This window comes from Flavobacterium sp. 140616W15 (genome assembly GCF_003668995.1).
Classification (GTDB): domain Bacteria; phylum Bacteroidota; class Bacteroidia; order Flavobacteriales; family Flavobacteriaceae; genus Flavobacterium.
The window spans coordinates 2,396,215-2,415,318 of sequence record NZ_CP033068.1 but is presented as its reverse complement, the minus strand read 5'-3'; the positions used below and the strand labels follow the sequence as shown (position 1 = coordinate 2,415,318).

Sequence of the window (19,104 nt, the reverse complement as noted above, 5' to 3'; positions counted from 1 at the left end):
TCTTCTGAGTTTTGTTTTTACCCGAGTTTTTAGGTCAATATTTATTGATTGCAAAAGGCTCTTTTACAACAAAAAGTATGAAATATATATTGATTTTATTATTTTCTGGGATAGTTGCAAATGCTCAAATAAAGAAAGAGCAATTAAACCTTATGCCATGGCCACAAACAATAAATTTAAACCAAGGTACATTTGCCGTTACTAAAGGGTTTAGAGTAAATATCACAGGAAATCCAAACCCAAGAATTTTTAGTGCAGCAACTCGTTTTTTAAGACGATTAGATGGAAGAACTGGATTGTTTTTTGAACAAGATTTTTTGACTAAGTTAAATTCGGCACCTACAGCACAATTACAAATAAATTGCACTAAGAGTGGTAAGATTGGTTTATATGAAGACGAGAGTTATCATCTTGATATAAAACAAAATCAAATTACAATTAATGCAACAAGTGATTTAGGAGCATTACATGGTCTTGAAACATTGTTACAAATGTTACAAAATAATAGTACTTCTTACTATTTTCCAGTTTCACAAATTTCAGATTTTCCAAGATTTACATGGAGAGGCTTAATGATGGATGTAGCAAGACATTTTCAGCCTGTAGATGTTGTTAAAAGAAATTTAGATGCCTTAGCAGCTGTGAAAATGAATGTTTTCACTGGCACTTGGTAGATGATCAAGGATGGAGAATTCAATTAAAAAAGCATCCTAAGCTTACTGAATTAGCGTCGGATGGATTTTTTTATACGCAAGAAGAAATTAAAGATATTGTGAAATATGCAGACGAACGTGGAATTCTAGTAGTGCCAGAAATAGATGTTCCGGGTCATGCATCTGCTATTTTAACAGCTTACCCAGAAATAGGAAGTAAAGTAATTAATATTTCTAATGGAAATTCAGAGGGCAGTGCAAAAGCGGCGGTAGTTTCTACATATAGTATAGAACGCAATGCAGGAGTTTTTAGCCCTACATTAGATCCAACAAATCCTAAAACATACCAATTGTTAAGTGAAATATTTGATGAGACTTGTCCATTATTTCCAGGCGCATACTTTCATATTGGAGGAGATGAAAACGAAGGTAAAGATTGGGATTCAAACCCTAAAATTCAAGAGTTTAAAAAGAAAAATAAGTTAGTAACGAATCATGACTTACAAACTTATTTTACAATGAAATTAGTACCAATGCTTAAAAAACATGGTAAACAGTTGATGGGATGGGAAGAGATCATGACAAAAGATATGTCTAAAGATGCTATTATTCATGCTTGGAGAGGTCCGAACGAAGGAGTGCCAGTTGGAAAATCATTAACTGAATCTGTGAAAAATGGTTACAAAACTGTTTTGTCTAATGGGTATTATATTGATTTGGTTCAAGGTGTAGAAGCTCATTACTTAAATGATCCATTGCCTAAAAGTGCCAATTTTACCCCTGAAGAAAAAGCAAGAGTATTAGGTGGCGAAGCTACAATGTGGACTGAACTTGTTACTCCTTTAACTATAGATTCAAGACTTTGGCCAAGAACAGCCGCTATTGCCGAAAGATTATGGTCTGCAGAAGATGTTAGAGATTTAAATAGCTTGCGCAAAAGATTAGCAGTTGTTTCATTTAGATTAGAAGAACTAGGAATCACCCATATTAGAAACAAGGATGTAATCTTAAGAAACATAGCAAATAATCAAAATATTACAGCATTAAGTGATTTCTCTAACGTATGTGAGCCATTAAAAGGATATAAGAGAAATAAAGGTGGAGTTGAGTATCAAACGTATTCTCCATTTACACTTTTTGCAGATGCTTGCACGCCAGATGCTTCAGATGCAATAGCTTTTGATGTAGTTGTAAAAGAATATTTAGCAGACAAATCGGTTGCTAATAAAGCCAAAGTTACTGCATTTTTAAATAAATGGATTGGATTAAAATCTAGTCTAGCAAGTTTAAGTGAAAATGCACCTTTGATTCAACCTATTTTGCCTTTAGCAAATAATCTTAGTGATTTATCTCAACAATTAGTAAATGTTTTGGATAATAAAGCAACAGTTGCACCAACAGTTTTAAATGAATTATTAGAGAAATGTAACTCTAAAGATTATGGAGATGTAGAATTGGCAGTTTACGAAAGTTTAAAAAAATTATTATAATATAAAGAAATATAAAGTAAAGTTTGAGTGATTAATAATTGAATTAGTTGAAGTTTAGTTGCCATAATTAATTAGTAATTATCTCTCCTATAGTTTTCTAGGAGAGATAGATTATGGTAAGGCGGTTAGATTAGGATTTTTTTTCGAATCAGAATCTATATTAAATTGACATTTAAGTTTATAGATATAATAAAGATTTATATTAAGATTGCTAAGCCCCAAGTTTATCTGTTTTAATTTAAAAGAGTTCAGTTGCATTTGATGTAATCTGGATTTGTGATTTACCATTTGTTTAAAATGATTATTGGTTTTTGTATTATCAATACAATCGTATGAAGCACTTGGTTTTTTAATTTTTTATTAACCAACCTATTTATTAATTATGAAACATTATTACAGATTACTGTTTTTATTTCTGTTTCCGATCGTATTATTTGCTCAACCAGCACATAATAAAAAAGTTGTCGGATACTATGCGCAATGGGCAATCTATGCTAGGGATTTTAATGTCCCTAAGATTGACGGAAGCAAAATAACTCATTTAAATTATTCTTTCTACGGAACAACTTTTGATCCAGCACGGCCAGAGAATACTAAATTAAAATGCTTAGACACCTATGCCGATTTTGAACACACCGAAGGTGGGATTCCATGGGATGCTCCTGTAAAAGGGAACTTTTATGATATGAAGAAACTTAAAGAAAAGTACCCTCATTTAAAAATTTTGATCTCTGTAGGAGGTTGGACAAAAGGTCAGGATCTTTCTCCAATTTCTGCAAGCCCTGTTGCTAGAGCAGCTTTGGCAGCAGATATGGCTAATTTTCTAGTGACTTATCCTTTTATAGATGGATTTGATATTGATTGGGAATACCCTCTTTCTGGAGGAACAGATGGTACTGAGATTGTTAATGGATCTCCAGTTCCTCCGCAAAAATACAGCCCAGATGATAATAAAAATTTAGTGTATTTATTAAAAGCAATGCGTCAGGCAATGCCAAATAAGCTAATCACTATTGCGGCAGGAAACAATGTTCGAAAAGTATCGTCACAATATTTAGGCCCAAACAATAGAGCACAATATGGAATGACAGAGGATCTTTCGACTTACTGCGATTATATTACTTATTTTGGATACGACCTTGGTGGAAACTGGTATGATAAAACGAGCTACAATGCACCTTTATATGCAAGTGGAAATCCAAATGATCCTTTATACAGCGCAACTCAATCAGAATCGCTTGATGAGTTAACAAGTCAATATTTGAATGTTATTGGAATTCCTGCTAATAAATTAATAATGGGAATACCTTTCTATGGAAAAAAATTCGATAATGTAGCTACTAATTCAACTAATGGATTATTTGTTGCTGCTCCTAGGTATGCTGTTTCTGGATGTGCGAATCCACAAAATCCAACGGGAACTTGGGATGGTGCTGGTGCATGCGAAAAATCTGGAAGTATAGAAATTTGTGATTTAGTAGGGAATCCAGTTACAAATTCGCATCCTTATTTAGATCCGAATACGATGATGGTGACACCAACTGCAACTGCAGCAGGGTGGGTAAGATACTGGGATAATACAACTAAAGTTCCTTACTTATATAATGCTTCTTTACGACAGTTTATTAGTTATGAAGATAAACAATCAATTGATTTAAAAGCACAATATATTAAAACTAAAAACCTTGGTGGAGGAATGATTTGGGAGTTATCTCAAGATACAAGAGGTGCGATTCCTAATTCATTATTGACTCAGGTAGATGATACATTCCGTGCCGCGGTAATAGGAACATTAATAGTAAGCGGTTCTGTTAAAAATGGAGCAAATCTAGTTCCCAATGTAACAGTTCAGTTAAAAGATGCAACTAATGCTATTGTACAAACAGTTACATCGCCAGATGGAAATTATACATTTAATAATGTGGTTTCTGGAGCAAATTATACAATAACAGCTTTAAAAAGTTCATATACTTTTACACCAGTTACATTAACAAATCTTATAGCAAATCAAGCTAATGTTGTTATAAACGGTACACAACCACTTTATACAATTAATGGGACTATTCTGGATGGAACTACAGCAGTTGCAGGAGCAACAGTTACAGCAACCGCAGGAAGTGTCGTTTTTTCAGCAGTTTCTAATGTGAGTGGTGCGTATAGTATTGGTAATATAACAGCAGGACTTGATTATACAGTTACGGCGTCAAAAACAGGTCAGACATTTTCGCCAGCAACTACAGTATATCCAGTTTTAAGTGATAATAAAGTTTTAAATTTTACTCAAACGGTATATTATTCCATTAGCGGAAGCGTGATGGATGGTACAAATCCAGTTGTGGGTGCTACGGTTACGGTAACTTCTAGTTTAGGAACTGTTACAGCAGTTTCTAGTACTACAGGAACATATAGCATTGCTAATTTAGCCTCTGGAGTAAATTATACTGTAACAATTGCAAAAGCAGGAGTAACATTTTCACCAGCATCTACAGTTTACAACAATCTTACAGCGAGTAAAGTTTTAAACTTTACACAAAATGCAGCTCCAGCTAGTAAAATTAGTGGAACAGTTAAGAATGGAGGAAATCCAGTAGCAGGTGCTAAAGTAGAGTTAATCTTTAATTGGACAGATAATGCTCATCCTTATGCTACTTTCCTGGCTACTACAGATGCACAAGGAAAATATAGTTTTGATAATGCAATATTCTCAGGATATACAATTATTGCTAGTTTAAAAATGAATTCATGGCAGAATAATGGTCTTAATTATTCTCCTTCTAATTTAACGAATCTTGCTATTCCAGCTACTTCACAAGTCTATGACTTTAATACAGGAACAGTAGCACCATTAAAAGTTGCAGGCGAAAGCGTACCAAGCGAAGTAGTTGCGGTATCAGAAACTAAAACTCCAGTTGATAATAGTTCAACTCAAAGCAAAGTTTTAAACGTTACTCAAGAGCTTGTTGCACCAGGTACTATAATTAGTGGAACAGTTAAGAATGGAGTAACTCCTGTATCAGGGGCTAAAGTAGAATTAGTTGTGCCTTGGACAGATAGCACGCACAACTGGAAAAGTGTTATTGCTACAACAGATGCACAAGGAGTTTTTAGCTACGATAATACAGTTACAGCAGGTTATACACAAGTATTAAGTTTAAAATTAAACGCTTGGGAAAATAATAATACTGCGTATTTTCCAAATAATCTGACCAACTTTGCTATGCCAACAACGCCTCAGGTTTATAACTTTAATACAAATACAGTTACACCACCTCAGGTTACTATTACGGCTCCTTCAGTTGCAACTGTAGCGATTGCTCCGGGAACAGCGATTCAGTTGAAAGCAACTGCAAGTGTAGACGCTAGCTTAACTATTTCTTCTGTTGTATTCAATATCAACGGACAAAATATTACTGCAGCACTTTCAGGATCAGAATATGTGGCAAATTGGACACCAGTTGCAGCAGATTTTAACAAAAACTATACGTTGAAAGCTACAGTAACGGCTTCAAGTGGTACAACTGCAGAAAATACAAAAACATTCTATTTACAATGTTCAGGAACAACTTGTCCTAATTCATTGCCAGTAATTACTTGGGTTTCACCAGCAACGACAACAATTAATCAGCCTTCAGGTTTCCAAGCAGTGCCAATAAGTGTTAATGTTACAGATGCCGATGGTACAATTTCAAGCGTTTCGGTAAGCATAAACGGAACCTATTTTCCTATGACAAAAGGCACAGGGAATGCATACAACTATACCTTTACTCCAAATGCTTATATAACATATCCATTAATAGTAAAAGCGATAGATAATGCAGGAGGTGAAAAATTATTAAATCAATCGATTACGATTACTAATTCGACACGAATATTCATTCCGCTTCCGTCTAAAGTTCTTTTAGGATATGCACATTCTTGGGAGAATACTGCTGCTCCATTTTTATATTTTTCTCAAATGGTGGGAAGTAAGTTTAACGTAGTCGATTATTCTTTCGTAGAAACAGTTAATCGTGATGGTTATACACCAGTGTTAACTACAAATGACGCTAGATATTTGACCAATGGTGTTTTCGATAAGCAATTGTTGAAAAATGATATAAAATCCTTAAGAGATAGCGGGGTTCCTGTTATTGTCTCTATTGGAGGTCAAAACGGTCATGTTGTTTTAGACAATGTAACTCAAAAAATATATTTGTTAATGGTCTAAAAGCAATTATTGATGAGTATCAATTTGATGGAGTTGATATTGATTTTGAAGGTGGATCGATGAATTTTAGTGCAGGAGGTTTAAGAGATATTTCTTATGCGGGTATTTCTGCTTATCCTAGATTAAAAAACGTAGTAGATGCTTTCAAAGAATTAAAAGCTTATTATGGCCCTGGATTTTTATTAACTGCGGCTCCAGAAACACAATATGTACAAGGAGGATATTCTACCTATAATGATACTTTTGGTTCTTTTCTGCCGATCATTCAAAATTTACGTAATGAATTAGATTTGTTAGCTGTACAATTGTATAATACAGGAGGAGAAAACGGATTAGATGGTCAATATTATGGTTCAGCTAAGAAAGCAAACATGGTAACAGGCCTAACTGATATGATAATAAAAGGCTATAACATTGGTACAACAGGAATGCGTTTTGATGGTTTACCAGCCTCAAAAGTTCTTATTGCATTACCAGCTTGTCCAAGTGCAGCAGGTAGTGGTTATTTAACGCCGACTGAAGGAATTAATGCTATGAATTATCTAAGAACTGGAACTACTTTTTCAGGAAGAACCTACACTATGCAACCAGGCGGACCATATCCTTCTTTAAGAGGTTTGATGACTTGGTCTGTAAACTGGGATGCATCTTCTTGTGGTAATTCCTCTGAATTATCTAAAGCATATGCGGCTTATTTTGCAACACAAAGTGCTAAATTAAAAGCAGAAGATAAGATAGAACTAACAAGTAATAAAACACTTGCATACTTTAAAGATAATGCATTAGCAATATCTAATGAAGCAAGTAGTATTGATCAAGTTGAGATATACAATATGCTCGGACAATCGATATTAAGTTACAAGAATATTCAAGATACTAATAGTTTATTACTTGAGAATAGAAGTTTCTCAACAAAACAATTGTTTATAGTAATTGTGACTGATAAACAAGGAACGAAAAAGACATTTAAAGTAATGAACTTTTTGAATTAATGATTATAAATTAAGATTTTAAGATTTCAAAAAAATGAAAAATTGGGGCAGTTAAAATTGAGTTTGGTTATTTATTTTTTAATTAGATTTTTCATATTTTGGACAAATGCATTGAATTTAGGTAATTTGTTATTTGGTTTTTACCTAAAGGAGATCATTATGAACCTGGCACTAAGTGCCAGGTTTTTTTTTGCTTTATAGTGATTGGGAAATTTACCTGTTTTTTTACCTATTTTTGAATCCCAATTATTGTATTAAAACTTCATGAAAAAATCAATTACCATTATACTAACATTTTTAATTTTTACGTATTGTTCAGGTCAAACAAAATATGGAAATCCAGAAGTTGACCCAATACAAATTCAAAAAGACTACAGCAGCTGGTGGGCATATCAAACTAAGAACATTATGCTTTCTAGAGATTTTGTAGCACTTGATTCTCTTTCGAAAGAAATACCTAAAGATTTTTTTTTAGATCAGTTAGCAAATGGCAGTAATATTCCCATTCGATTACAATCGGATGATAGTATTTATTATTATAAATTATTTAAAATCGAACCCAATTCAGATACAAGCATAAAAGCTACTATTAATCAGGAGGCTTTTGATGCGTATAAGAATTTTAAAATGGAAAATACTCCTTTCCCTAAATTCTCTTTTAAGGATTTAAAAGGAATTTTGGTTTCTAACGAAACGATGAAAGGAAAAATTGTAGTTATAAAATGTTGGTATATTCATTGTGCAGCATGTATCAAAGAATTTCCAGATGTGAATTATTTGGTTGAAAAATATAAAAATAGAGAAGATATCCTTTTTGTGAGTTTGGCGGAAGATACTCCCGAGCAATTAAAAATATTTTGAAAAGAAAACCATTGTCATATTCAGTGATCCCTAATATGAAGATATACATGAATGAAACGTTGCAGTTAAATGCTTTTCCTACGCACTTTATAATTAATAAAGATGGGCTTATCGCCAAAGTGGTAAATAATTATGAAAGCTTGGAAGTGGCTTTGGAAAAAGAAAGTAAATTGTAATTAGACCTAAAAAAAAGGTTATGAGGTTATAAGTTGCAAAGGTTCAAAGGTTTTAAATGTGGTTGTTGTGAAATTAACCATTATGTTCACAATCGCGAAGCGTAGGATGTGATGTGCAAAGCTCGCATAGTTTCCCTCAAATATTGTCATGCTGAGAGGAGTCGAAGAATCACAAGAAACTTTATAATCTTTGTCGAGCTACTAGCAGAGATCCTTCCTTCATCAGGATGACAATATTGGGGTTATTTTTGGGCTAAAAATTAAGCATATGCTGGTAGTAATATTAATGTAGTCTTTACTCTCAACAAAAGAATTCGTTCCATTCGGGTTAAAGCTTTTTTTTAAATCTATTTAATCTTTTTTATCCCGATAGCTATCGGGAGTGGCAAAACATTTTTAGCGGTTTTCATATTAAAAAAACTTAGCGACCTAGTTTCTTTGCTCCTCTGAACCTTTTTCACTACTTTTGCACAAAATTAATTAATATAGACATTCATGTTAACAGTCAATAATTTATCGGTACAATTTGGCAAACGAATTTTGTTTGACGAAGTAAATACAACTTTCACTCACGGAAATATTTATGGAGTTATCGGAGCCAATGGTGCTGGAAAATCAACTTTTCTTAAAATAATTTCAGGCGAAATGGATCCTACTTCAGGACATATCCATTTAGAGCCAGGAAAACGTATGTCGGTTTTAAACCAAAACCACAACATGTTTGACGAGCACACAGTTCTTGAAACCGTTATTATGGGGAACAAAGTATTGTACGCCGTTAAGAAAGAAATGGATGAACTTTATTTAGACTATAACGATAAAAATGCTGATAGAATAGGGGAGTTACAAGTTCAGTTTGAAGAAATGAACGGATGGAACGCTGATTCTGATGCTGCTTCGATGTTGTCTAACTTAGGTATTGCCGAAGAGCACCATTATACATTAATGGGAGATCTTGAAGGTAAAATTAAAGTTCGTGTCCTTTTGGCACAAGCCTTATTTGGTAATCCAGATTTACTTATCATGGATGAGCCTACCAACGATTTGGATTTTGAAACAATCGCTTGGTTAGAAACTTTCCTTGCAAATTATGAAAATACAGTAATTGTAGTATCGCATGACCGTCACTTTTTAGATTCGGTTTGTACACATATTTCAGATATCGATTTTAGTAAAATCAACCATTATTCAGGTAACTATACTTTTTGGTATGAGTCTAGTCAATTAGCGGCTAAACAACGTGCACAACAAAACAAAAAAGCCGAAGAGAAGAAACAAGAATTAGAAGAATTTATTCGTCGTTTTAGCGCCAACGTTGCCAAGTCTAAACAAGCAACTTCTCGTAAAAAAATGATTAGTAAGCTTAATATTTCTGAAATTAAACCTTCAAGCCGTCGTTATCCAGCAATTATCTTTGATCAGGATCGTGAAGCAGGAGATCAAATTTTGAATGTTGAGAACTTAAGTGCTTCAATTGATGGAGATCTTTTATTTAAAAACGTAGATTTGAATATGGCAAAAGGAGATAAAATTGTTTTATTCTCTAAAGATTCACGTGCAACTACTGCTTTCTACGAAATTTTAAACAACAATCAAAAAGCAGATGAAGGTACTTTTGATTGGGGGATTACAACAAATCAAGCTTATTTACCAGCAGAGAATCATTCTTTCTTCGAAAATGATTTGAGTTTAGTAGACTGGTTACGTCAATATGCAAAAACTGAAGAAGAACGTGATGAGGTTTTTATTAGAGGATTCTTAGGGAAAATGATTTTCTCTGGAGAAGAAGCTTTAAAAACAAGTAGAGTTTTATCAGGAGGAGAAAAAGTACGTTGTATGTTATCTCGAATGATGATGGAAAGAGCTAACGTATTAATGTTAGATGAGCCAACAAATCACTTAGATTTGGAGTCAATTACAGCATTTAATAACTCGTTAAAAAACTTTAAAGGGTCAGTGATTTTTACAACACATGATCATGAGTTTGCTCAAACTGTAGGTAATAGAGTAGTAGAGCTTACGCCAAATGGAGTTATCGACCGTTATATGACATTCGATGAATACCTAGATGATGAAAAAGTTCAAGAATTAAGAGTGAAAATGTATTCTTAATACTAAATAATATATTTTTTAAAAGTCCCATTTGCTGTTGCAGATGGGACTTTTTTTATGTTATTTCTTTCCTATGAGTTTGCTGATTATGTAAATTATTAAAACGATTATAATAATTACAGCAAAAGCACCGACGCCCATTCCTGCTTTAAAAATGCCTTCTACGACCTCACAACTGCTAAGAGATAATGATATAATTAAAGCGACTAGTATTGTAGATAATTTATTTTTCATGATTTTGTGTTTTTAAATTAATTAAAAATGACAATCATTATTTGTCTCTTTGTGAAATTAACGAATACCTCAAAAAGAACGTTATATAATTCCTATAAAATGTTTTATTATTTGATTTTTAATTTTATGAAAAATAGTTAAGAATAATTGAAAATTAGGCTGTTAGACTGTATTATAATTGAGGATTTCGATTGTGAATTTTTGCGAAATAAAATTATATTTGAGCTAATATACTATAAATTAATCCTTAAAATATTATGTCAGAAAATGCTTTTAGTTTAAAATCTCCTCGTATAGAAGTCATAGATGCATTACGTGGTTTAGCCATCATGGCGATTATGTTACTTCATAATTTAGAACACTTTGATTTTTATTATTTGCCGGAATATTTGCCTGAACCTATTAAAGTATTAGACAAGATAATTTGGGATACATTATTCTTTCTTTTTGCAGGAAAGTCGTATGCAATCTTTTCGCTTCTTTTTGGTTTTAGTTTTTTTATTCAATATGACAATCAGCGTAAAAAAGGAAATGATTTTAGATGGAGATATGTTTGGCGACTTGCTATATTATTTGTTTTTGGATTAGTAAATACACTATTTTTCTCAGGTGATATATTAATGATGTATGCCGTTTTAGGATTAATATTAATTCCAGTTTGTAATTTAAACACCAAATATGTATTGATAATAGCAACTTTCTTATTAATGCTTCCAATGGAATGGTTTAATTTTTTTAATATTCTTTTTAATCCTGATTATATACTTCCTGTTAATAGATCAAATGCTTATTATGGAGATATGTATAGCTATTTAAGCGGAAATTCATTTGTAGATCACACCGTGGGTAATATATCTATAGGGAGATGGGCTTCGGTATTTTGGTCATGGGAAAACGGAAGATTTTTTCAGGCACCAGCATTATTCATGTTTGGGATGATTGCAGGAAGAAAACAGCTTTTTGTTGCTTCGGCGGCTAGTATTGCATTTTGGAAAAAGGCATTGCTATTTGCAATTGTATTATTTATTCCGCTGTTTGCATTCAAAACGTACTTACCAGTACTTATTGCAAACAAAGATATTGTAAACAGTTTATTGATCATTTTTACTTCTTGGTCTAACGTTACTTTTATGGTTGTTTTGGTAAGCTCATTTGTATTGTTATACCAAAAAGAAGCAGTGAATAGAGTTTTAATAAAGTTAATTCCTTTTGGAAAAATGAGTTTAACAAGTTATTTTACTCAATCTATTTTAGGATCATTTATTTACTATCGCTATGGTTTAGGATTATACCAATATACAGGCGCAACATTTGGATTGCTTATAGGTATCGTTTTGTTTTTACTCCAATTGGGATTCTGTACATGGTGGCTTAAAACACATAAACAAGGACCATTAGAAGCGTTGTGGCATAAGCTAACTTGGATTTCTTTTGGGAAAGAAAAAAAGACAGTTGTAGCTTAGTATTTTGTATTAGAGAATAGAGAATAGAGAATAGAGAATAGAGAATAGAGAATAGAGAATAGAACGCGGATGACGCGGATTTGCTAAAGTAAAGAAGCTGATGAAATCCGTTTTTATCCGCGTTTTCGCCTTGGCAGATCTTTGTCATCCATGTTCCTATTATAGATAAATGGTGGATTATTAATTTTACAATAAAGAGAAGTAAAGATAAAAGAAGGGTAATGTTGTCTTAAAAGTATTTGCATTTTGGAAGAATACTTTTGCTTCGTCTAACAACGAAACAACAACTCATGAAACAACTCTATTTTTTACTATTACTTTTAGGAATAGGCTTTACTACACAAGCACAAAAACTATTTCCTTATTTACAAAACGCAACTCCCACCTCTGTTTATGTTAACTGGAAAACAGATAGTAATCCAGAAACTATTGTAGAATACGGAACAACTGAAGCTAATCTTAATGTTACAGTTACTGGTAATACCAATGTTTTTACAGATTCTGGCTATCCTGGGAATTATTTTTACCACAGCGCGAAACTGATTAACCTTTCGCCAAACACAAAATATTATTACCGCATAAAAACGGGTACAGACGTCTCAACGGTTTATTCCTTTAAAACATTGCCTAATCCAGGGCAAGCGGCTACTGCCGATGGACATATTCGCTTTTTGATTATGGGAGATAATCAGTTAAAAGCTGTACCTCGTTACGATTCATTAGTATCGGCAGCAAAAAGAAAAATAAAACAAAAATGGGGTTCAACATTATCTCCTGAAGATAATATTTCGATGACATTTATGGTGGGGGATCAAGTCGATGTAGGAACTTTAGATCATTACGAAAACGTACACTTTAAAAAGAATAGGGGGTTATCAGGTAATATTCCGATTCAGACCACAGTAGGAAACCATGAAACCTACGGAACACTTGGTATGAATTCGTATTACGATCATTTCTATATTAGTGAGCTTTCTTATAAAGGAATTTCATCAGGCACAGAAAATTATTATGCACAACAAGCGGGTAATGTTTTATTTATCAGTTTAAGCTCAGAGCATACAGGAGCTGCGCAGTTAACTTGGTTGCAACAGGTTCTTGCTGCCGCAAATACAGATAATACCGTAGAGTGGATTTTTTCACTTAGCCACAGACCATATCAGGCAGAGCAATATGTTGGAGATATCTCTACATGGGTTCGTAATACAGCTGTTCCTTTATTGGTAACATCTCCAAAATATTCTATACATATTGGGGCGCACCATCATTTGTATCACAGAGGACAATTAAAAAACACACCAACCTATAATATTATTTCGGGAGGAACAGCGTGGGATCAATATTGGGGATCATCTACAGAACAAGACTTTGAAGATGTACAGAAAACAATATGCAATTGGATTTACCAAATTGTAGATATTGATGTTACAAACGGAAAAATGGATATCGAAAGCTATTCAATCGGAAGCGTTGATAAATGGAAAAATAACCAATTAATGGACGAGTTTCATAGGTATAAAAACAAAGTTGCACCAGTAAAGCCAGCTATTACAAATACTTTTACAGCAAATGTTACTTTACCTTTAACGATATCAGGTTCAGCATATAGCACTACAACAAATGAGTTATTAAATACAAGTCAGTTTTTAATTTCGCAAACGCCAACATTTGATATAATTAAAAAAGAAGTATATCGCGATTTCGAAAATTTATACGGAAAATATAAGACTCAAAAAGATTCAACTGTTGATATAAATCTAGGTGTAGATATTACCAAGATGGATTTGGCTTCAAACTCGCTTCCTAATGGTAAGTATTATGTGAAGTTAAGATACAGAGATCGCAATCTTGAATGGTCTCCTTGGAGCGATGCTCAAGCATTTACTGTTACTGGAAGTAATAATGTGAATACTGAGATTGTTACCGATGCTTTAACTTATTTGCAAAGTGCACCTATTAAAGTTGATTTTACCGATGCACCAGCGAGTACAAAAACTTGGATAGGATTGTATAAAGAAGGGCAAACACCGGGATCATCGACACCATCTTTAACTTGGCAATATACAAATGGCAGTCCAAGCGGATTTATTAATTTCCCTAACGGATTGGCTAATAAAGGACGTTATTATGCCGTAATATTCTCTAATGGAGGGTATACAGAAATTGCACCACGTAAATATTTTTATGTTGGGCCAGTTCCTGTATTAACTACAGATAATACGGAATATTCTGTTGGAACACCAATAGTTGTTAATTATACTAATGGACCACAATTGACAAAAGATTGGATTGGTATATATAGAATGGGAGTAAATCCAGGATCTGGTGTTACGTCAACAAGTTGGCAATATGTTACCACAGTTGCAGACACTAAATCATTTAACAACTTACCAAAAGGATATTATTATGCCGAATATTATTTGCAGGATAGTTTTAATGCTATCGGAAATAAAGTATTCTTTAAAGTTGGAGCGGTAGTTACCGAATTATGGATTAATAAACCCGTATATGATCTTGGCGAACAAATTACAGCTTCATGGACAGATGCTCCCGGAATTGTAAAAGATTGGTTGGGAATTTATCATGAAGGAGATAATCCTAACGAAAAACCATTGGTGAGTTATACTTATTTTGAAGGACTTTCGGAAGGAACTAAAGCTATTGTTACCACAGATTTACCTACTGAAAAAGGAAATTACTTTTTGGTAATGTTTACTAATGATTCTTATGACGAAGTATCAAACAGGGTTTCTTTTGAAGTAATCGATAGTTCTCTAGGTAATGACGAGTTTAAAATTGATAATGGATTAAAAGTATATCCAAATCCTACTAGTAGTAATGCGGAAACTTTTATTCAGTCGGAATATCCTATTGATGAAATTGAGATTTATAATATGGAAGGAAAATTATTGTACGCTACAAAAAATGTAAACAACAATAAGTTCTCTCTAATAAACCAAGATTTACCAAAAGGAGTTTATATTCTAAAAATACATTCTCGTAAATTGTTTACAGCTAAATTAATTGTGAAATAGTAAACAAAGAATATTTAAATAGCAAAGAGGCTGTCCAAAAGTAATTTTTGGATAGCCTCTTTTTTTTATTAGTTTTAGAAAACATGATGGGAATTTGCTCCAGTGGAGCATCATATTTATAGCAAATATTCAGATTTTGAGATAAAGCTACAGTGTAGCGATATTTTGTAAGTATGAAAAGAATTTATTGTAAATCGCTTTACTTTAGGTAATTGCGATAAAGAACAAATGAATTAATCTAATTTTAAATTTCATAATTCCGCCATCATAGTGTTATCGTCGTGAAATTCTAATTTTTTTGATTTAGGATTTATTTTTACATAAATGATATAATAAACTTTTGGGGATAAATTTTTTATTTTATTAGATAGTTGGTCGTTAGGATAGTTTTGATGATGTTCTAAGATATAGTCAGAGAATTCGTCAACAGCATTTTCCCAGTCACTTAATTCTAAATTATTGTCAAATAAAAGCTTAATTTGCCGATTTGTTTTCATTTGAGCCAAAATTGATACAGAAAGTGATTGACTGTATTTTTTAGATAATTTTTGTGTTGATTTACTTGCTGAAATTAGCTGAACTTGAGTTGCGTTTCCCTTTGCTAACATTTTTTTGCAAGCATTTTTAAGAAGTTGATAGTGGTCTTTTCCTGCTTCTTGTAGGAAAGATTCAAAATAAGATTTAAGAATAAATGTAGCAAAGAAAGTTGGTATAATCCATTCCATTGCTGCATAAGTATCAGTTTCATGTTTTTCTAATTGTATCTTTAAATCTTTTACTTCCAATTTAGATATGTCGCTATCGATGATTTCTTGAGAGAAGCCTTCTGGATATGTAAGTATTAAGTGTGAATTTTGGTTTGTCATAGCTTTTAATTATTTGTTAATCAGTATTTTTAAGAATTCTATCTCTTTTCCTTTAGGTAGATGTAGGGTTACCATTTCTTCTTCTTTTAATGAAATCTGCTTGATTTCACGGGTTAATTTGTGTTCATGAGAATTTACGTAAATAATAAATTGGAGACTATCGATCAAAAAAATATAGCCATTTAGTCCTGATTTTGTTTTTATTCTTTTTGGTTGAGCTATTAGGTTTTCTAATGTATTTTCTGTTCTCATAAATGAAGTTATTACAATTGGATATTCATCTTCTGAGACTTTTTCATTATTAAATAGAATCTCCCTGATTCTTTCTTCGTGCTTTTTCCCTAGATTTACTTGATTAAAAAAAGATCTATCAGTTATGCTTGCCCTCCATAAGATTGACAAATAAAAATTCTTTATTTTTTGATAATCAAAATTTTTACATATACTATATTCTGCGCCATCATCTGAATTTTTGTAATTTTTGCATTCAGGGGAAACTTCAACGGGTAAACTTCCACCATATAATGCTTTTTGAGCATAAGATTCGTAAATTCCTCCTAAAATTTTGTTATCACAATTTTCACATAATATATTTCTATCATAATCTTCTATTTGTGTTTTTTTTGATTTAGATGTATTAGTGTCGGGGTCATAAATTATTTCATAAAAAACATTATCCTCATCTTTCATTTTCTTGAACATAAACTTGGGGATAATATGAGATTTTACAAGTTTTCCTTTGTTACCACATAATTTGCATTTGTTCATTGTAACTGATTTTTAGAGTGAAATAAACCAAATGTAAAAAAAAGATATTTGATTCTAATATGTGAAACCGTAAAAAACAACTTAATATGATTTGATTCTGGGTTAAATTTATAAGAAATAATGTTTGCTATAATTACTAATAAAACCTCCCAATTCACTCTTAAATCAAAAAAAAATATTTCCCGCTCGAACACCCCAACAAATAAAATCTGATTTTGTATATTTGCCCAACCAAACACTACACTTTTACTATGAGTCAAAAAGTATTACTTAATTCAAAAGAAGTTACTATCATATTACATCGTTTGGCCTGTCAATTGATAGAAAAGCATCTTGATTTTTCAGACACGATTTTGGTAGGAATTCAACCTAGAGGTGTTTACTTGGCAGAGCGACTGAAAGAATTATTAGAAAAAGAATATAAAACGCCTGAGATTACATTAGGTTATTTAGACATTACTTTTTTTAGAGATGATTTTCGAAGAACAGATAAACCACTAGAAGCTAATAAAACCCAAATCAATTTTATTGTAGAGGATAAAAAAGTCATTTTTATAGATGATGTATTATTCACAGGACGAAGTATTCGATCAGCATTAACTGCTATTCAATCTTTCGGACGACCTGCAGAAATTGAATTATTGGTGTTAATCGACAGGCGTTTTAGCCGACATTTACCAATACAGCCCGATTATCGTGGCAGACAGGTAGATGCTATCAATAATGAGAAAGTGATAGTGAGTTGGAAAGAGAAGGATGGCGAAGATGTCGTTTACTTGGTTACTAATTAAAAAGTTGAATCGTTACATTGTTTAATCGCAAAACGAAACGATTAGCAATTTTAACAAATAACAAATAAACAATACAATGAAAGAATTAAGCGTAAATCATTTATTAGGAATAAAATATATCAATGAGAATGATATTAACCTAATTTTTGAAACTGCCGACCATTTTAAAGAAGTCATTAACAGACCAATTAAAAAAGTTCCTTCGTTGAGAGATATTACTATTGCCAATATATTTTTTGAAAATAGTACCAGAACAAAACTTTCGTTCGAATTAGCACAAAAAAGATTATCAGCCGATGTTATTAGTTTTTCGGCAGCACAATCATCGGTTAAAAAAGGAGAAACACTTATCGATACGGTAAATAATATTCTTTCGATGAAAGTGGATATGGTCGTAATGCGCCATGCCAATCCTGGAGCAGCTTACTTTTTATCCAAGAATGTAAAAGCTAGTATTGTAAATGCTGGAGATGGTGCACATGAACATCCAACACAAGCCTTATTGGATAGTTATTCTATTAGAGAAAGACTAGGAGATGTTGCAGGAAAGAAAGTAGTAATTGTGGGAGATATTCTGCACTCTAGAGTGGCATTATCTAACATATATGCTTTGCAAATGCAAGGTGCTGAGGTTAAAGTTTGTGGGCCAAAAACATTAATTCCAAGATATATTGAATCCTTAGGAGTTACTGTAGAACCTAACTTGCGTAAAGCATTAGAATGGTGTGATGTTGCCAATATGTTACGTGTTCAGAATGAAAGAATGGATGTTAACTTTTTTCCTTCTACAAGAGAATATTCACAACAATATGGTGTAGATAAAGCATTATTAGATTCTTTGAATAAAGAGATTGTAATTATGCATCCCGGACCAATAAATAGGGGAGTAGAGATAACATCGGAAGTAGCAGATTCAGAACATTCGGTTATTCTAAATCAAGTCGAAAATGGAGTAGCTGTTCGTATGGCAGTTATTTATCTTTTGGCTTCAAAACTTCAATAATTTCCAAAAAGAAACTACCTTCGTTATTCCAAACGATTTATTTGGGATAAATGAATGTATAGCAATTGAAAAAATGAAAGTAGATCAAAAAGGACATACTACAATAATTAAAGACACCCAGGGAGATTTTATTTCTTTTCTGGAAAAAATAACGCAACAGTTTAAGACCTTCGGGAATCACAATATTATTATCGATTTGTTAGCTCATAAAGACTTAACTATAAACGATATCAAATTATTATTACCGCTATCTAAGCAACAAAAAAAGCTAAAAAATCTTTTGTTATTGTTGTTTCTGATATTGATTATAACGCAGTTCCAAGCACTTTAGTTGTTGTTCCTTCAGTTTTAGAGGCGCATGATATTATTGAAATGGATGAAATAGAAAGAGATTTAGGATTCTAAAATATGGGTTAATTGTTTATTTGTTTAACTGTTTAGTCGATTTATTTT

The 19,104-nt window shown here is 32.5% G+C and carries 12 protein-coding genes and 2 pseudogenes; 11 read left to right on the top strand and 3 right to left on the bottom strand.

The genetic code is table 11. The annotated features are described in order from the left end of the window. Positions 1-77 precede the first annotated feature (77 nt). The 6 genes and pseudogenes from EAG11_RS10245 to EAG11_RS10230 all read left to right on the top strand — a co-directional run bounded on the left by EAG11_RS10245 (position 78) and on the right by EAG11_RS10230 (position 10,491). Positions 78-2,143 (top strand): annotated as a pseudogene (locus tag EAG11_RS10245) (beta-N-acetylhexosaminidase). A 382-nt stretch (positions 2,144-2,525) separates the two neighbouring features. Then, positions 2,526-6,350: a glycosyl hydrolase family 18 protein gene (locus tag EAG11_RS10240; RefSeq protein WP_305775266.1), complete on the top strand. Its 3,825-nt coding sequence runs from the start codon at positions 2,526-2,528 to the stop codon at positions 6,348-6,350. Then, on the top strand, positions 6,332-7,342 hold the full coding sequence (locus tag EAG11_RS22685) for a T9SS sorting signal type C domain-containing protein (protein WP_371414640.1): 1,011 nt from the start codon (positions 6,332-6,334) through the stop codon (positions 7,340-7,342). The genes EAG11_RS10240 and EAG11_RS22685 overlap by 19 nt, the downstream gene beginning before the upstream one ends. A gap of 264 nt (positions 7,343-7,606) precedes the next feature. Beyond that, positions 7,607-8,203: a redoxin family protein gene (locus EAG11_RS10235; protein WP_242499338.1), complete on the top strand. Its 597-nt coding sequence runs from the start codon at positions 7,607-7,609 to the stop codon at positions 8,201-8,203. An 11-nt stretch (positions 8,204-8,214) separates the two neighbouring features. After that, complete coding sequence (locus tag EAG11_RS22300) at positions 8,215-8,379, top strand: hypothetical protein (protein WP_242499337.1); 165 nt, start codon at positions 8,215-8,217, stop codon at positions 8,377-8,379. 495 nt (positions 8,380-8,874) lie between these two features. Then, positions 8,875-10,491 (top strand): ABC-F family ATP-binding cassette domain-containing protein, encoded by a 1,617-nt coding sequence (locus tag EAG11_RS10230; RefSeq protein WP_129539091.1) that lies wholly within the window; start codon positions 8,875-8,877, stop codon positions 10,489-10,491. A 60-nt stretch (positions 10,492-10,551) separates the two neighbouring features. Here EAG11_RS10230 and EAG11_RS21710 read toward each other — a convergent pair whose 3' ends face one another. After that, positions 10,552-10,725, bottom strand: coding sequence for a hypothetical protein (locus EAG11_RS21710; RefSeq protein WP_164998693.1), 174 nt, complete (start codon positions 10,723-10,725; stop codon positions 10,552-10,554). A gap of 257 nt (positions 10,726-10,982) precedes the next feature. Here EAG11_RS21710 and EAG11_RS10225 point away from each other — a divergent pair, with 257 nt between their 5' ends. Together EAG11_RS10225 and EAG11_RS10220 are read left to right on the top strand one after the other, a co-directional pair. Continuing rightward, positions 10,983-12,188: a DUF418 domain-containing protein gene (locus EAG11_RS10225; protein ID WP_129539090.1), complete on the top strand. Its 1,206-nt coding sequence runs from the start codon at positions 10,983-10,985 to the stop codon at positions 12,186-12,188. A 290-nt stretch (positions 12,189-12,478) separates the two neighbouring features. After that, complete coding sequence (locus EAG11_RS10220; RefSeq protein WP_129539089.1) at positions 12,479-15,223, top strand: fibronectin type III domain-containing protein; 2,745 nt, start codon at positions 12,479-12,481, stop codon at positions 15,221-15,223. Between the two features lie 251 nt (positions 15,224-15,474). Here EAG11_RS10220 and EAG11_RS10215 read toward each other — a convergent pair whose 3' ends face one another. Together EAG11_RS10215 and EAG11_RS10210 are read right to left on the bottom strand one after the other, a co-directional pair. Further along, positions 15,475-16,089: a hypothetical protein gene (locus EAG11_RS10215; RefSeq protein ID WP_129539088.1), complete on the bottom strand. Its 615-nt coding sequence runs from the start codon at positions 16,087-16,089 to the stop codon at positions 15,475-15,477. 9 nt (positions 16,090-16,098) lie between these two features. Beyond that, entirely contained in the window at positions 16,099-16,857 is a 759-nt protein-coding gene (locus EAG11_RS10210; protein WP_129539087.1) for a hypothetical protein, read from the bottom strand. A gap of 251 nt (positions 16,858-17,108) precedes the next feature. On the opposite strand from EAG11_RS10210, the gene pyrR reads away from it, so the two are divergent. The 3 genes and pseudogenes from pyrR (at position 17,109) to EAG11_RS10195 (ending at position 19,056) form a co-directional block, all read left to right on the top strand. Beyond that, positions 17,109-17,648 carry a bifunctional pyr operon transcriptional regulator/uracil phosphoribosyltransferase PyrR gene (pyrR, locus tag EAG11_RS10205; RefSeq protein ID WP_129539086.1) on the top strand — a complete coding sequence of 180 codons (540 nt, stop codon included), beginning with the start codon at positions 17,109-17,111 and terminating at the stop codon, positions 17,646-17,648. Between the two features lie 76 nt (positions 17,649-17,724). Beyond that, a complete protein-coding gene (locus EAG11_RS10200) occupies positions 17,725-18,651 on the top strand; it encodes an aspartate carbamoyltransferase catalytic subunit (protein WP_129539085.1) in 927 nt (308 codons plus the stop codon). Between the two features lie 73 nt (positions 18,652-18,724). Beyond that, a pseudogene (locus EAG11_RS10195) lies at positions 18,725-19,056 on the top strand (ribonuclease Z). Positions 19,057-19,104 lie beyond the last annotated feature (48 nt).

What these genes read in the sequence shown, in the direction of transcription:
- EAG11_RS10240 (WP_305775266.1), top strand. Translation starts at nt 2,526, where the DNA reads ATGAAACATTATTACAGATTACTGTTTTTATTTCTGTTTCCGATCGTA.
- EAG11_RS10235 (WP_242499338.1), top strand. Translation starts at nt 7,607, where the DNA reads ATGAAAAAATCAATTACCATTATACTAACATTTTTAATTTTTACGTAT.
- EAG11_RS10230 (WP_129539091.1), top strand. Translation starts at nt 8,875, where the DNA reads ATGTTAACAGTCAATAATTTATCGGTACAATTTGGCAAACGAATTTTG.
- EAG11_RS21710 (WP_164998693.1), bottom strand. Translation starts at nt 10,725, where the DNA reads ATGAAAAATAAATTATCTACAATACTAGTCGCTTTAATTATATCATTA.
- EAG11_RS10225 (WP_129539090.1), top strand. Translation starts at nt 10,983, where the DNA reads ATGTCAGAAAATGCTTTTAGTTTAAAATCTCCTCGTATAGAAGTCATA.
- EAG11_RS10220 (WP_129539089.1), top strand. Translation starts at nt 12,479, where the DNA reads ATGAAACAACTCTATTTTTTACTATTACTTTTAGGAATAGGCTTTACT.
- EAG11_RS10215 (WP_129539088.1), bottom strand. Translation starts at nt 16,089, where the DNA reads ATGACAAACCAAAATTCACACTTAATACTTACATATCCAGAAGGCTTC.
- EAG11_RS10210 (WP_129539087.1), bottom strand. Translation starts at nt 16,857, where the DNA reads ATGAACAAATGCAAATTATGTGGTAACAAAGGAAAACTTGTAAAATCT.
- pyrR (WP_129539086.1), top strand. Translation starts at nt 17,109, where the DNA reads ATGAGTCAAAAAGTATTACTTAATTCAAAAGAAGTTACTATCATATTA.
- EAG11_RS10200 (WP_129539085.1), top strand. Translation starts at nt 17,725, where the DNA reads ATGAAAGAATTAAGCGTAAATCATTTATTAGGAATAAAATATATCAAT.